The organism is Streptomyces sparsogenes subsp. cuspidosporus (genome assembly GCF_039532705.1).
Classification (GTDB): domain Bacteria; phylum Actinomycetota; class Actinomycetes; order Streptomycetales; family Streptomycetaceae; genus Streptomyces; species Streptomyces sparsogenes.
In genome coordinates, this window is sequence record NZ_BAAASD010000010.1 from 14,441 (window position 1) to 28,385 (window position 13,945).

General features: G+C 73.8%; 14 protein-coding genes. 7 read left to right on the plus strand and 7 right to left on the minus strand.

Going from position 1 to position 13,945, the window contains the following annotated elements; all coding sequences use genetic code 11:
- Positions 1-54 precede the first annotated feature (54 nt).
- The gene (locus ABFY07_RS14665) at positions 55-828 is read right to left on the minus strand and encodes a hypothetical protein (RefSeq protein WP_346174928.1); all 774 of its coding nucleotides are present in this window, start codon (positions 826-828) and stop codon (positions 55-57) included.
- A 342-nt stretch (positions 829-1,170) separates the two neighbouring features.
- On the opposite strand from ABFY07_RS14665, the gene ABFY07_RS14670 reads away from it, so the two are divergent.
- The 5 genes from ABFY07_RS14670 to ABFY07_RS14690 are packed head-to-tail and all read left to right on the plus strand — an operon-like array spanning position 1,171 to position 7,148.
- A complete protein-coding gene (locus tag ABFY07_RS14670; protein WP_346174929.1) occupies positions 1,171-4,290 on the plus strand; it encodes a nitrate- and nitrite sensing domain-containing protein in 3,120 nt (1,039 codons plus the stop codon).
- Entirely contained in the window at positions 4,287-4,775 is a 489-nt protein-coding gene (locus ABFY07_RS14675) for a roadblock/LC7 domain-containing protein (RefSeq protein ID WP_065964495.1), read from the plus strand. Before ABFY07_RS14670 ends, ABFY07_RS14675 begins: the two co-directional genes overlap by 4 nt.
- The gene (locus tag ABFY07_RS14680; RefSeq protein ID WP_065964496.1) at positions 4,772-5,149 is read left to right on the plus strand and encodes a DUF742 domain-containing protein; all 378 of its coding nucleotides are present in this window, start codon (positions 4,772-4,774) and stop codon (positions 5,147-5,149) included. Before ABFY07_RS14675 ends, ABFY07_RS14680 begins: the two co-directional genes overlap by 4 nt.
- Positions 5,150-5,153: 4 nt before the next feature.
- Positions 5,154-5,780: a GTP-binding protein gene (locus ABFY07_RS14685; RefSeq protein ID WP_065964498.1), complete on the plus strand. Its 627-nt coding sequence runs from the start codon at positions 5,154-5,156 to the stop codon at positions 5,778-5,780.
- A 12-nt stretch (positions 5,781-5,792) separates the two neighbouring features.
- Positions 5,793-7,148, plus strand: coding sequence for a styrene monooxygenase/indole monooxygenase family protein (locus tag ABFY07_RS14690; protein WP_346174930.1), 1,356 nt, complete (start codon positions 5,793-5,795; stop codon positions 7,146-7,148).
- A gap of 12 nt (positions 7,149-7,160) precedes the next feature.
- Here ABFY07_RS14690 and ABFY07_RS14695 read toward each other — a convergent pair whose 3' ends face one another.
- The 4 genes from ABFY07_RS14695 to ABFY07_RS14710 form a co-directional block, all read right to left on the minus strand.
- Positions 7,161-8,429, minus strand: a complete 1,269-nt coding sequence (locus ABFY07_RS14695; protein WP_346174931.1) for a C40 family peptidase — start codon at positions 8,427-8,429, stop codon at positions 7,161-7,163.
- 172 nt (positions 8,430-8,601) lie between these two features.
- Complete coding sequence (locus ABFY07_RS14700) at positions 8,602-8,868, minus strand: hypothetical protein (protein ID WP_346174932.1); 267 nt, start codon at positions 8,866-8,868, stop codon at positions 8,602-8,604.
- Between the two features lie 36 nt (positions 8,869-8,904).
- A complete protein-coding gene (locus ABFY07_RS14705; RefSeq protein WP_346174933.1) occupies positions 8,905-9,738 on the minus strand; it encodes a TetR/AcrR family transcriptional regulator in 834 nt (277 codons plus the stop codon).
- A gap of 154 nt (positions 9,739-9,892) precedes the next feature.
- The gene (locus ABFY07_RS14710; RefSeq protein ID WP_245738150.1) at positions 9,893-10,822 is read right to left on the minus strand and encodes an AurF N-oxygenase family protein; all 930 of its coding nucleotides are present in this window, start codon (positions 10,820-10,822) and stop codon (positions 9,893-9,895) included.
- 154 nt (positions 10,823-10,976) lie between these two features.
- Between ABFY07_RS14710 and ABFY07_RS14715 the strand changes: the two genes are divergently transcribed.
- Positions 10,977-11,906: an ADP-ribosylglycohydrolase family protein gene (locus tag ABFY07_RS14715; RefSeq protein WP_346174934.1), complete on the plus strand. Its 930-nt coding sequence runs from the start codon at positions 10,977-10,979 to the stop codon at positions 11,904-11,906.
- A 24-nt stretch (positions 11,907-11,930) separates the two neighbouring features.
- On the opposite strand, the gene ABFY07_RS14720 is transcribed toward ABFY07_RS14715, so the two are convergent.
- Together ABFY07_RS14720 and ABFY07_RS14725 are read right to left on the minus strand one after the other, a co-directional pair.
- Positions 11,931-12,632, minus strand: a complete 702-nt coding sequence (locus ABFY07_RS14720) for a hypothetical protein (RefSeq protein ID WP_346174935.1) — start codon at positions 12,630-12,632, stop codon at positions 11,931-11,933.
- A 90-nt stretch (positions 12,633-12,722) separates the two neighbouring features.
- Entirely contained in the window at positions 12,723-13,334 is a 612-nt protein-coding gene (locus tag ABFY07_RS14725) for an MmyB family transcriptional regulator (RefSeq protein ID WP_346174936.1), read from the minus strand.
- A 164-nt stretch (positions 13,335-13,498) separates the two neighbouring features.
- Here ABFY07_RS14725 and ABFY07_RS14730 point away from each other — a divergent pair, with 164 nt between their 5' ends.
- Positions 13,499-13,930 carry a hypothetical protein gene (locus tag ABFY07_RS14730; RefSeq protein WP_346174937.1) on the plus strand — a complete coding sequence of 144 codons (432 nt, stop codon included), beginning with the start codon at positions 13,499-13,501 and terminating at the stop codon, positions 13,928-13,930.
- Positions 13,931-13,945 lie beyond the last annotated feature (15 nt).

Here is a 13,945-nt window from a genome sequence, read left to right on the forward strand (position 1 = left end):
ACCCCGGCCGGACCCCGGTGGGTGTCCGGGCCGGACCCCCGGCGGGTGCCCGGGCTAGAACTCCGCGAAGACGACCGCCGCGTCGTCGTGGGTCTTGCCGCGCGGGAAGGCGGCCCGCTCCGGGTCGGCGTCCTCCGCAGCCCGGACCCGGTCGATCAGCTCCTGCGGGCCCTCCTTGCGCAGCAGTGCGAAGCACTCGGTCCAGTCGCCCTCACGGAACACCTCCACCCAGCGCGCCGCCCCGTCGCTGAGCGCGGCCACCGCCCGGATCCCCGCCCGGGGGAGGGTGCCGGTCACGGCCCGGCCGGAGACGGCGGGGTCGGCGGCGGCGGTGAAGAAGCCGCCCTCGACATTGCGCAGGGCGGCCAGCGGGCGCCTCCCCGCGGCGCGCAGCCGGTCGATCCGGTCGTCGAGCACGGGCGTCACCGTGCCGTCCGTCCGCTCGATCAGCAACGCCGAGTCGGAGAGCACCAGATGCTCGACCCGCTCCGCGTCCCAGCGCACCGCGACCACCGTCGCCTGGGGCGTTCTCGCGTGAGAAAGGTCACATGTGGTGCCGTGCGCGTCGGCGGTGCGCTCGATCGCCTGGGAGAGGCAGCCTGTCAGCGGCATGTCCCAGCGCGAACCGGACAGTTCGAGCAGCGCCCCGCCCAGGCGGGCGGTGAACCAGGGCACGCCGTGGGCGCATCCGTAGTCCTCCTCGGGGGGCGTCACCCCGTCGAGGAGCACCAGTGCGCCGCCCTGGCCTGACGCGGGCAGCGCTACTGACGCGTAGTCCTCGTTGGGAACTTGGTGATCACCGGGCGCGGTGGCGAGTTCGATGCGCATCCGGCCAGTCTGCCGGACCGGTCCCCGTCACCCCTGGCCGGTCAATTGCCGGATTCGCCGGAATTGACGGTTAGGGGAAGTGGTGAGGGAGTATCTTGCCAGGGGGTCGGGCGATTTCCAACCCGTGAAAGGTTGGAGAAGGGTATGGCCCGCGGCCGAAGTTTGGTGGTCAACTACGCAATGCGGTTCACTCGTTCGGGTGGCGGGGTGGGTGATGCATGCCCGTCCCAAAGCCGTCCTGAAAGGGTCGGGACCCCTGCCAGAGGTGGGGAAACACAATTGTTGAACCGTCGTCACCTCTGGAACCACAGCGGGTCGGGCGAGAAAAGATTGTGAGCACCGGTGCGGAAGAAGCGGCTTCGGGGCGGCAACCACGAGCAGGGCGGCGAGCCACGCGCGCAGCAGGCGGCGCCGCAGCGCAGCACCGCACGCGTCCGTAACCGGCTGGCCGTGTCCGTCGCCGTCGTCTCCCTCGCCGTCCTCGGCGCCGGAGCCCCGGCCGTGCTGGGCGCGCTGGACGACACCACCGACGCCCAGGAGCTCGTCGACCTCGCCAAGACCAACCGCGGCGCGGTGACCCTCGCCCACGCCCTCGCCGACGAGCGCGACGCCATGACCGAGTACGTCGCGGCCGGGCGCAACTCCGCCTCCGGTGCCGGAGTGTCCGAGAGCCAGCGGGCCCGGGTGGACCGCCAGGTCAAGGAGGTCGGCCCGGGCACCCCGGCCGAGGTGCGGCGGCTGCTGGACGCGCTGCCCAAGGTCCGGCAGCAGGCGCTGACCGGCCACGGCTCGGCGCTGGACGTGTACGAGAGCTACACCGAGACCATCCAGGCCCTCGGCGGCCTCGCCGACACCCTGGCCCGCAGGCTCCGGGCGGGCGCCGACGACGGCTCCGCCGCCGCCCTGGCCCCGCTCGGCCGCGCCACCGAAGAGGCCTCCGCCACCCGTGGACTGCTGCTCGGCGCGCTCGCCGCGGGCGGCGCCCAGCCCAAGCTGACCTCGGCCGCCCAGCGCACCAACGTCAGCGAGCAGTCCGCGCTCGCCGACTTCAACCAGCTCGCCCCCGGCTCCGTACGCGACCGCTTCGCCCGCACGGTCAACGGCACCGAGGTCACCACCGCCGAGCGCTACATCGCCCGCCTCACCGACCAGCCCCAGCTCTCCGACACCGACCTGTTCCTCGACGACGAGCGGGTCGAGTCCAGCCTCTCCGCCCGCATCGACCGGATGCGCGGCGTCGAGTCCTCCCTGGCCACCGCCGAGATCGCGCACCTGGAGCAGCTGCGCGACGACGAGGTCACCGACCTCGAGGTGGGCCTCGGCATCCTCGGGGCCTGCCTGCTGCTGGCCATCGGCGCCGGCGTCCAGGCCGCCCGCTCGATGACCCGGCCGCTGGCCGCGCTGCGGCTCGGCGCGCGGCGGGTGGCCGCCGACCCGCTGGCCGAGGAGCCGATCGCCTTCAAGGGACGGAACGACGAGTTCGCGGAGGCCGTACGGTCCGTCAACCAGGTGCACCAGGCCGCGGTGCGCGAGCACGAGCGCGCCGTGAAACTGGAGGCGGAACGGGTCCGCCTGGTCGAGGAGCGGCGGAAGCTGGCCGACGAGCGGTCCGAGCTCCGCCGCGAGCGGGACGAGGTCGCCACCCGCCTCGACGGTCTGCGGGCCCGCGTCCACGGCAGCTTCGTCAGCCTGGCGCTGCGCACCCTCGGCCTGATCGAGCGCCAGCTGACCATCATCGAGCAGATGGAGGAGCGGGAGCAGGACCCGGACCGCCTGCAGACCCTCTTCCAGCTCGACCACCTGGCCACCGGAATGCGCCGCTACGGCGAGAACCTGCTGGTCATCGCGGGCTCCGAGAACAAGGCCGCGCACCCGGGCCCGGTGCCGCTGCTGGATGTGCTGCGCGCCTCGATCAGCGAGGTCGAGCGGTACGACCGGGTGCAGATCCAGGCCCTGCCGCAGCACGCCCAGGTCGCCGGGTACGCCGCGGACAGCATCAGCCACCTGGTCGCCGAGCTGCTGGAGAACGCGACCACCTTCTCCCCGCCGGACACCATGGTGCAGATCTCCGGCTGGCTGCTGGAGAGCGGCGAGGTCATGCTCTCCGTCCAGGACGAGGGCATCGGTATGACGGCCGAGCGCTTCGCCGAGCTCAACAACCGGCTGGCCGACCCGGTGCCGGAGTACTGCCAGGGCCCGCAGCCCGAGGACCCGCTGGGGCTCGGTCTGTACGTGGTGACCCGGCTGGCCGCGCGCCACGGCGTCCGGGTGCAACTGCGCGAGCAGAAGCCGGGCGGGGTCGCGGCCGTGGTGGTCCTCCCGACGAAGATCCTGCCCGCCGGCCCGCCCGGCGCCGGGCTGCCGCCCGCCGCGCCCGCCGGCGCCTCGTACGGCGGCACCTCGGTCCCGTCCTTCCCCGGCTCGGAGGCCGAGGCCAACTCCAACGCGCTCCCGGCGCAGTCCCGCCCGGCCCTCGCCGGCGGATACCCCGCGCCCTCCGCCTCGGGGGCCTCCTCCGCGACCGCCTCCGGGTCCTCCGGGGCGTCGTCCGCGCCCGCCTCCGCGACCTCCGCCGCCGACCTGGAGTCGCCCCGTACGCTCTCGCACCGGCGCGGCGGGCGCATGGGCCTGCCGCGCCCGGGCGCGGAGGAAGGCTCCACCGGCCCGGCCCGTACGGCCGCGACCCCCGGGTCGTCCGCGCCCGGCATCGAGCAGGCCCACGAGCCGACCCCGCCGCGGGGCCACCCGGCCCCCACCGACGGCGGGACGCTGCCCATGCTTCCGCGGCGCACCCCGAAGCAGGCCTCCGACCCGCTGGTGGAGGCCGCCGAGCGGACCATCCAACTCTCCGGGCAGCGGGACGAGTCGGTCCCCGACCCGCGCCGGCCGGTCCGGCCGGCCGGCGGCGAGACGATCGGCGGCGAGACGATCGGCGGCCACGGCATGCGCCCGGTCGGCGCCGACGCCTGGGGCCCGGCCGGCGGCCCGGCACCGGCCGGCGGCCCGGCACCGGCCGGCGGCCCGGCACCGGCCGGCGGCCCCACACCGGCGGGCGGTCCCACACCGGCCGGCGGCTCGGCCCCGACCGGAGGCCTGGCACCCGCCGAGCCCGCCGACGACACGCGGTCGGTCACCGGTCCGTATTCGACCGAGCCCGCCGAACACACGCGGCCCGCGGCGGCGGGCGAGAGGCGCCTCGCCGAAAGGCGCCTCACCGACAAGGGACTTCCCAAGCGCACCCCGAAGAACGTGGCCCTGCCGGAGACCGACCCCCAGGAGCGCACGGGCGCGGTGAACGCCGAGGAACTGCGGCGCAGGCTCGGTGGTTTCCAGAAGGGCGCACGCGACGGGCGCCGCGACGCCGAGGCCGAGATCGCGAATCGCCGCGCGGCGGGGGAGCGGCAGCGGGGACAATCGGGGGCGCAGGACGAGGGTGGCACGGTTGAGGAGGCACGCAGGTGAAGGCGCCCACTAGTACCTATGGGTTGAGTTCCGAGGCCCGCAATCTGCATTGGCTGCTGTCGAACCTGGTCGAGGAGGTGCCCGGCGTCCGCTCGGTCGCCGTCGTCTCCTCCGACGGGCTGATGCTGCTGTCCTCGGACGCGCGGCACCACACCGCGGCGGCCGCCGACCCCACGAGCCAGGACGGCCCGAAGGGGTCGAGCGCGGACCTGGCCACCATCGTCTCCGGCCTCGGCAGCCTCACGCTGGGCGCGGCCAAGCTGATGGACGGCGGTACGGTCAAGCAGACGATGGTCGCGATGGACCAGGGCAGCCTGTTCGTCATGTCGATCAGCGACGGCTCGCTGCTGGGCGTGCACGCCACGCCGGACTGCGACATGACCGTGGTCGCCTACCACATGGCGCTGTTCGTCGGCCGGGCCGGGCATGTGCTCACCCCTGAACTCCGTACCGAGCTGCGCCGGTCCCTGGAGTCCGCACAGTGACGTCCGCGTCCCCCAAGGCCGCCCGCGTACGCCCGTATTCGCTCACCGGCGGCCGGACCCGCTCCGGCCATGTGCTGCTGGTCGAGACCTTCGTGGCCACGCTGGAGACCCCGGACGGGGCGGTCGAGCCCGCGCTGAGCGGGCCGGCCTCCCGGATGGTGCCGGAGATCCGCGCCATCATCGACCTCTGCCGTCGGATGCGTTCGGTCGCGGAGGTCTCCGCGCTGCTCAAGATTCCGCTCGGTGTGGTGCGCGTGCTGCTCAGCGACCTCGCGGACCAGGGAAAGATCCGCGTGTACGGCACCGGGCGCGGCCCCGGGCAGCCGGATCGCGCGTTGCTCGAAAGGGTGCTCAGTGGACTTCGCAGACTCTGAGACGATGACGGCGGCACCGGTGCGGGTGCCGGAGATACCGGGCGCCGACGAGGGGCTCCAGGGGTGGCAGGAGGACCGTTCGCGGGCGCCCATCGCCACCAAGATCGTCGTCGCGGGGGGTTTCGGCGTCGGCAAGACGACATTCGTCGGCTCGGTCTCGGAGATCACACCGCTGCAGACCGAGGCGCTGATGACCCGGGCCAGCGAGGCCGTGGACGACCTCGCCGCGACCCCGCAGAAGCTGACCACGACGGTCGCCATGGACTTCGGCCGGATCACGCTCGACTCCGACCTGGTCCTGTATCTGTTCGGCACGCCGGGCCAGCAGCGGTTCTGGTTCATGTGGGACGACCTGATGCGCGGCGCGATCGGCGCGGTGGTGATGGTCGACACCCGCCGCCTGGAGGACAGCTTCCCGGCGCTGGACTACTTCGAGAGCTGCGGGCTGCCGTACGTCATCGCGGTCAACCACTTCCAGGGCACCCCGCTGTACGAGCCGGAGGACGTGCGGGACGCGCTGTCCGTGCCGGCGAAGGTGCCCGTGGTGATCATGGACGCCCGCGACCGCATCTCGGTGGTCGACGCACTGCTCGCGCTGGTGAGGTTCGCCGTGGACGTCTCGCCCGAGTGAGTCGGGCCGGCCATGCGCAGGATGCTCATCGTCGGGGCCGGCCAGTCCGGCCTCCAGCTCGCCCTGGGGCTCCAGACCCACGGGTACGACGTCACCTTGATGTCCAACCGTACGGCCGACGAGATCCGCACCGGCCGGGTCATGTCCACCCAGTGCATGTTCCGCACCGCGCTGCAGCACGAGCGTGATCTGGAGATCAACTTCTGGGAGGAGCAGGCCCCGCGCATCCAGGGCCTCGGCGTTTCGGTCGCCGGCCCCGTCACCCCGCTGGGGCACCCGCGCCTGGTCGACTGGCTGGGCCGGCTGAACGGCTACGCCCAGTCCGTCGACCAGCGGCTGAAGATGGCCGGCTGGATGGAGGCCTTCGAGCGGCGCGGCGGCCGGCTGGTCGTCCACGGCGCGGCCGTCTCCGACCTGAACTTCCTCGCCGAGCGGTACGACCTGGTGCTGGTCGCCGCGGGCAAGGGCGAGCTGGGCTCCCTCTTCATGCGCGACGCGGCCCGCTCCCCGTACACCACCCCGCAGCGCGCCCTCGCCGTCGCCTACGTCCACGGCCTCGCCCCCCGGCTGGAACACCCCGACATCGAGGCGGTGCGCTGCAATCTGGTGCCCGGCGTGGGCGAGCTGTACATCATGCCCGCCCTCACCACCTCCGGGCGCGCCGACATCCTCTTCTGGGAGGCCATCCCGGGCGGCCCGGCCGATGTCTTCCAGGGCGTCACCGACCCCTCCGAACACCTCGCGCTGACCCTCGAGCTGATGGAGTGGTTCACGCCCTGGGAGTACGGGCGGGCCACCCGGGTCGAGCTGACGGACGCGGGCGGCACCCTGTCCGGGCGGTACACCCCGACCGTCCGCGACCCCGTCGGCCGGCTGCCGGGCGGCGGGCTGGTCCTCGGTGTCGCCGATGTGGTGGTCACCAACGACCCGCTCACCGGCCAGGGCTCCAACTCCGCCGCGAAGTGCGCCGCCTCGTACCTGGCGAGCATCGTCGAGCACGGCGACCGGCCCTTCGACGAGGCGTGGATGCGGCGGGCGTTCCAGCGCTTCTGGGCCATGGCGCGGCATGTGACGAAGTGGACCAACGCGATGCTGGCCCCGCCGCCCGAACACATCGTGCGGCTGCTCGGCGCGGCGGGCCAACTGCCCGCGGTCGCCCACCGCTTCGTCAACGGCTTCGACGACCCGGCCGACTTCGAGAACTACTTCTACGAACCGGACAAGACCGCGGCGTTTCTCGAGGAGGCGGAGGCCGGCGCCACCGGGAACCCCGAGGCCCCCGAGGCCCTGGGGACCGGCCCGGCCGATGACCCGGCTGACGACCCTGCCGAGGAGACGGCCGGCGAGGCCGCCGGGCAGGTGGGCTAGCCACGGAGCGAGTCAGCCCTTGGTCGGGCGCACGGCGCCGCGCAGCGGGTTGGACGCGAGCGGCGACAGCTTGACCCGGGTGCCCGGGCGCGGGGCCTGCACCACCATGCCGTTGCCCGCGTAGATCGCCACATGGCTCGCGCCCTTGAAGTAGACCACCAGGTCGCCGGGGCGCAGCCGGTTGAGCTTCACATGCGGAAGCCGGCGCCACTGCTCCTGGCTGGTGCGCGGAATGGGCCGCCCCGCGTGCGCCCACGCCTGGGAGGTCAGCCCCGAGCAGTCGAAGGAGCCCGGCCCCTCCGCACCCCAGACGTACGGCTTGCCGATCTGGTTCATCGCGTACCGCAGCGCCCGCTGCCCGGCCGCGGCGGAGGCGAGGGGGCGGCGGGGGGCACGGTGGGGGGCGGCCGTGGTCCGGGGGGTGGGCTCCTTGGGCCGCGGCGACACGTGCTCCGGTTCCTCGGGCCCGTCGGTGCCCGTGCCGGTGGCTTCCGGGTCGGGGGCGGAGGTGTCGCGCGCCTCGGGCGAGGGGCCCTCGCCATCGGTGCCGCGGTCCGAATCGGTGGCGGCATCGGGTCCGGCATGGGCGCGGGCCGCCGGAGGGTCGAGGGCTCCGGAGGCGAGCAGATCGCGCTGCGCCTTCTCGGTGTCCCGGCGCTCCCGCTCCTCGATCGCCCTGAGCTGACGCCGGCTCAGCGAGGCCAGGGTCTTCTCGATGGCGGTGAGCCGTTTCTCGACCTTGTCCCGCTGTTTCTTCCGTTTCATGGCGAGGGTCAGCTGTTTCCTGAGCGCGGCCCGGGCCCGTTTGGCGAGCCCTTCCGCGTGCGCCTCACCTCTGGTCAGCCGTTCCACCACGATCGCCTGGCGGTCGGCGGCCCGGCTGAGCTCCCGCGACTGCTCGGCCGCCTGGTCGGGGCTGGGGGCCAGCAGCGCCAGCAGGAAGGAGTACGAGGACAGCGGGGTGCGGTCCTGGTACTGCTCTCGGGCGAGCCGCCCCGCGTCGTCGTGGCTGATGGCGAGCCGGCCGCGGGTGCGGGCCAGGGCGGCGGTCAGCGCCCGGGTCCTGGCGCGCTGTCTGCGCAGCTTCTCCTCGGTGGCGTTGTACTCCTCGGTCGACTCCTCGGCCTTGCGGTACAGCGTCTTGAGCTGCGTCAGCAGCTCCGCGACGGACCGCTCGGCGGGGGGAGCGGCGGCCGCGGGCGCCGACGGAACGGGCGCTGCCAGCGCGGCGGCCGCGGTCAGCGCCACCGCGCAGACCGATCCCACGATACGTCCTGACACGGTCTCACCTCCGGGCTCGACGACCTCGGGGCGATCGTGACATGACCAGTCGTATATTCAGGAGAATTATCCGCGAGTCGGGCCAATACGGTCACCCGTCCGGCGGCCGTCCGCCTGCCCGTTCTGTCGCATGTCCGTACGAGCCGTACGCGCTCGGTGTCCTGCCGTACCGTCAGCCGGGCTTCGACCAGGGCCACTTCGGCCCGGCGTGCGCCCGGCCCTCCGGGTCGTACTCGTACCGCCACCCGCGCACCAGCCCCAGTCGGCGCGAGGTGGCGGCCGGAACCCGGCGGTAGACGTACACCGTCGGCGGCCCTCCGCCCTCGTCCGGGACCGGCACCTCGTACGTCTTCGGCGGCTGCCCGGTCAGTCCGACCAGCACCGGCAGCACCCGGCCGTCCAGCGGCCCGCCCACGAAGGGCGTCTCCTCGCTTCTCACCGCACCAGTGTCACAGCGCTTCTCGCCGCACCGGCGTCACAGCAGGTGGGAGGCGTCGCCGAGCACCGGCAGCAGACGCCGCGCCAGCGCCCCCACCTGGCCCTCCGCGGTCTCCAGCGCCAGCGCCGCCCGCAGCACCCGGGCCGTTCGCGGGTCGCCCGCGGCGGTGGCGGCCATCAGCGCGACGAAGTGGTCGACGAGCCAGTCGCGCAGCTCGGCCACCGGCGGCTGCTTCTCCTCGTCCAGCCACATCAGCGAGGCGGCCTCGACCGCGGTGATCCACGTGCGCACCATCATCCGCAGCCGCGGGCCCGGTTCCGCCACCTCCAGGTGGAGCAGGATCTGGTCGGCCGCGGCCCGCCGGACCTCGTCCACGATCGCGTTGGTCCGCGAGGTCTCCGCGACGCTGCCGCTCTGCAGCAGCGCGCTGAACCCCGCGTCGTGCTCGTCCACGAACGCGAGATAGCGGTCGAGACCCCGGCGCAGCCGTACGGTGAGCGGGCCGCTCCGCGGCTCGGCGAAGCACAGTTCCAGCTCGTCGGCGGCGCTGCGCAGCGCGGCCTCGTACAACTGCTGCTTGCCGCCGGGGAAGTAGCGGTAGACCAGTGGGCGGGAGGCCCCGGCGGCGGTGGCCACATCGTCAAGCGAGACGTCCTCCGGCGCGCGGTGGGCGAACAGCGTGAGCGCGGCGGCGATCAGCTGCGCGCGCCGCTCCTCCACGCTCAGCCTGCGGTAGGCGCCGCGGCGCGCGGGGCGCGTGGCGGCGCCCGCCGCGGTGGCGGCCACCGGCGCGGCGGGTGCCGCGGGGGACGCCACGGCGCGGGTCGCTGCCGCCGGCTGCGCCGGTGCGGTGCCGCTGCCTGTCGTCATGCCTGGCAGCGTAACCGGCCCTGCGTTCGGTTTGCTTCCAGGGGCCCGCGCACCCTCGCTCCCGGCGGCGGCGTGCCGCTTCGGCCACTCCCCGGCAGGCCCGCCCGGCGGCGGCGTGCCGCTTCGGCCACTCCCCGGCAGGCCCGCCCCGCGGCTACGCCAGCAGGCCGGAGCTCTGCCACAACCGGCGCCCCGCGCCGCGCAGCACGCCGATGTCGTCGAGGAAGTCCGTCAGCCGCTTCGCGCCCGCCCGCATCACCTCGCGCCGGTGGCCGCTCGCCCGCACCTGCTCGACCGCCGCGCGCCGGTCGAGCCCCACCTCCGTGTACACGCGCGGGTTGACGAAGGCGCGCGCGAAGATCCGGGCGAACTCGCCCGAGCCGATCCGGGTCAGCTCCGCCTCCCAGCGCGGCGCCGACACCATCTGGCGGCGCAACTCCTCGCGCGCGTACCGCACATGCCGCGCCTCCTCCACGACATGGATCCGGGTGACCCCGCGCACCAGCGGCTGGACCCGCTCGTCGGGGAAGGTCAGCCGCTGCATCCAGTCCAGGACCTCCTCGCCGAGGAGGGTCGCGGTGAACGAGCCGGGGGTCGTGGAGACCGTCTTGAAGAAGCGGCCGAGGTTGTGGTGCAGCCGGGCGGGCGGGTAGGCGGGGGTGCCGCCCTTGGCGATCAGCCGGGCGAACATCTTCGAGTGGCGGCACTCGTCCGCGATTTCGGTGAGCGCGTAGCGCACATGCGCGCTGGTCGCGGGCTTGTCGTAGATATGGCGGGTGAGCAGCTGGATCAGGATGACCTCGAACCATATGCCGAGCGAGGCCAGCGCCGCCGCCTCGTGCCGCGACAGCAGCACGCGCTGCTCCTCGGACATCCGCCGCCACATGGGCGTGTCGTAGAGGGAGACCAGCTCCGGCGGCCAGAACCACTTGCCCGGCTCGTACGGCGCGTCCCAGTCGAGTTCGGTGTCCGGGTCGAAGGAGTGCCGGGCGGAGGACTTCAGCAGCCGCTCGGCCACCGCCTCGCGGTCCTTGAGCGGCCCGAGCGCGTCGCGCGGCGCGGTGGGCCGGATGGTCGTCGTCATGCTTGGCACCTCGGTCATGGCGGGGCCGCCGGGGGGTTACCGGCGGATACATCTTATGAGACGACGTGTCAGCAAGCGCGTCAATCCCCCGCGTACGACCGCCCGACCCGCACCTGGGAAAACCGCGATGCGCACACCTCCCCCCACTGGCACGATGCCCACCATGACCGCGACCCCCGCTCCGAACCCCTCGGCCGCCCGCCGCAGCATGGAGGCCCTCGCCCTCGGCGACGCCTTCGGCGAGCGCTGGTTCCCGCTCTTCCGCGACCGCCGGCGGGCGCACGCCGAGATCCGGGCGCGGGCGGTCCCGGAGGAGTCGCCGTGGCCCTGGACGGACGACACGGCGATGGCGCTCCGCGTGCTGAGCGTGCTGGGCGACCACGGGCGGATCGACCAGACCCGCCTGGCCCGGACCCTGGCCGACACCTTCCTGTCCGACCCCGGCCGCGGCTACGGCAGCGGCATGCACGAACTCCTGCCCTCGCTCGCCGCCGCCCCCGCCTCCTGGCCCACCGCCACCCGCGCCCTCTTCCGCGGCGAGGGCAGCCTCGGCAACGGCGCGGCGATGCGGGTCGCCCCGCTCGGCGCCTGGTTCAGCGCGGACCCGGACCACGCCGCGGAACAGGCCCGCCGCTCGGCCGAGGTCACCCACGCCCACCCCCAGGGCATCGCCGGCGCGATCGCGGTCGCCGTCGCCGCGGCCCTCACCGCCCGCCGCGCCCCCATCCCCGACCTCCTGCGCGAGGTCGCCGACCGCACCCCGCCCGGCCCGGTCCACGACGGTCTCACCCACGCCACCTCCCTGCCCCCCGCCACCACCCCACGCCAAGCCGCCGACCTGCTGGGCAGCGGCCGCCGCATCCGCGCCGACGACACCGTCCCCTTCGCCCTGTGGTGCGCCGCCCGCCACCAGGACGACCTGATCGCCGCCCTGTGGACCACGGCGGAGGGCCTCGGCGACGTCGACACCACCTGCGCCATCGTGGGCGGCGTCGTCGGAGCCGCCACCGGCGTGTCGGCCGTCCCCCCGTCCTGGCTCGACCGCCGCGAACCCCTGCCCGCGTGGGTGGCGGCGCTGCCCTGATGCACGGGATGGAGAGGGGCCTGTCTACGGGATGGACAGGGGCCTGCCGCCCAGGCCGCCCACCTTGTCGAGCAGGCCACCCGCGTTCAGCTTGTCCAGGCCCGGCAGCTTGTCGAGGCCGGGAAGCTTGTCCAGCTGATTCAGGGGGGACAGGGCGGGTGACTGGGGCGAGAGGCCATCGTCGATCCGCAGGTCGAACTGTGCCCACGCCTTGTCGGTCGTCCTCGGGTCGGTGGTGCCGGGCTGGGCGTCGTTGAGCAGCTCGGCCGTCTGCTGCAGAGGCCGGCCGGGAGCGAGGGAGTAGTCCCTGTCCACCTCGCCCTTCTTGCCCATCGTCTGCGCGGTCTCGCCCTCGAACAGCACTCCGTGGACGTGGACATTGACCTGGTTCTCCCGGGCGCCGGCCAGGTTGGAGTTCTGCGCCGGGCTCACATACCGGTAGGTGACGTACCACTCGACGCGCATGGACTCGCCGCAGCGGTCGACGTACTGGCGCTCCAGGGGCGGCGTGTCCAGGACGAGCGTCAGGTCGATCGGGTGGTTCATCATCGGGCAGTCGACGTAGCCGCCGCCGCCCTTGTAGTCGGCGGACCACAGGCTGAGCGTTCCGGCCACATGCCCGGGCGTGGCGGCCGGTGCGGGGGCCGCCGAGGCGGTTCCGACTGTCGCCGCGCAGAGGCCGAACAGGGTGGCGGTACAGGCTGTCAGCAGACGCGGTCGACGCACGGCGAACTCCGATCACTCCAACGCCAGGACAACCACCTTGAGCGATTCACGGGGGAGCGAAGAGCTGTACGCGGCGGCGATGCGATGGATTCACCCGATTGACGGGGTCGGTGCGAGGGGGCCGGGCGTGGACCCCAGCGCGCGCAGAGCCTTGGTCGTGAACTCGTCGAGCGGGTAGAACAGCTCGATCGCCAGCTCGGAGAGCGTCACATCCGCCGGCGCCCCGAACGTGGCCATCGTGCTGAACATCGACAGCTCGCCCATCGGGGTGCGCACCCACAGCGGCACCTGGAAGGTGCCAGGCCGCGTGGCCGGGGTGTCGGGACCGGGGCCGGGGGCGAGGGCCGGGGCTGGAGCCGGGGCGTCCTGGGGCGGGGGCGCGGGCGCCGGGTAGTCGCGCACCTCCTCGTACAGCGCCCGCAGCTCCGCGTCGCCGGTGGCGTCGGCCTGGCGGCGCAGCCGTTGGAGGGCGAGGGCGCGGAACTGGCCGAGGTTGACCAGGCGGGGGGCCAGGCCGTCGGGGTGGAGGGTCAGGCGGTAGACGTTGGGGCGGGAGTCCAGCAGATGGGGCGGCACGCCGTCGGTCAGGACCGCCATGGCGCGGTTGCCCGTGACCACATTCCACAGCCGGTCCACCACGACGGCCGGATACGGCTCGTGGGCGGACAGCATCGTGTCGAGCGCGGCGCGGACGGACGCCATCTCCTCGTCGTCCAGGCTGCTCTCCCGGTACGCCGGAGCCTAGCCGCGGGCGGATCAGCGCGGCCATGACCTCGGAGGGCATTGAGTCCATGACCGCGCGATGTCACGGTTTCCGCACACCAGGGGCCGGGCCGGGCCCGGCCACGCACACGGAGGGGACCCGTATGAGCATTCAGGCCACGCGCCAGTCCACGACCGTGACCCCGGACCTGCTGCGCACCAGCCTGCGCGTGGACAGCTGGGCCACCGCCGCCTTCGGGGCCGTCATGCTGGCCGGGGCCAAGTGGCTCAGGGATCCGCTGGGGCTGCCGGTGGCCCTGTCGGTCGTGTTCGGGATCGTCATGCCGGCCGGGGGCGCCGTGCTCGCGCTGATCGCCAGGTATCCGCGGATCCCGGTGGGGGCGGCGGCGGCCGTGGTCGTGGTCAACTCCCTGTCCTGCCTGGGGATGGTGACGCTGGCCTGCACGGACGTGGTGGCGCTCACCGGGTTCGGGCGGGCGTTCATGGTCGTCGGGGCGGTGGCGGTCGCGGTGTTCGGCGAGTTGGAGTTCGTGGGCCTGCGGCGGGCGCGGCGCATGAGTGGCCGGCCCGCGTAAGGATCCGAGGGGCCC

Coding starts and splice junctions, on each gene's coding strand:
- ABFY07_RS14665 (WP_346174928.1), bottom strand. CDS start 828: ATGCGCATCGAACTCGCCACCGCGCCCGGTGATCACCAAGTTCCCAAC.
- ABFY07_RS14685 (WP_065964498.1), top strand. CDS start 5,154: ATGACGGCGGCACCGGTGCGGGTGCCGGAGATACCGGGCGCCGACGAG.
- ABFY07_RS14690 (WP_346174930.1), top strand. CDS start 5,793: ATGCGCAGGATGCTCATCGTCGGGGCCGGCCAGTCCGGCCTCCAGCTC.
- ABFY07_RS14705 (WP_346174933.1), bottom strand. CDS start 9,738: ATGACGACAGGCAGCGGCACCGCACCGGCGCAGCCGGCGGCAGCGACC.
- ABFY07_RS14710 (WP_245738150.1), bottom strand. CDS start 10,822: ATGACGACGACCATCCGGCCCACCGCGCCGCGCGACGCGCTCGGGCCG.
- ABFY07_RS14715 (WP_346174934.1), top strand. CDS start 10,977: ATGCCCACCATGACCGCGACCCCCGCTCCGAACCCCTCGGCCGCCCGC.
- ABFY07_RS14725 (WP_346174936.1), bottom strand. CDS start 13,334: ATGGCGTCCGTCCGCGCCGCGCTCGACACGATGCTGTCCGCCCACGAG.
- ABFY07_RS14730 (WP_346174937.1), top strand. CDS start 13,499: ATGAGCATTCAGGCCACGCGCCAGTCCACGACCGTGACCCCGGACCTG.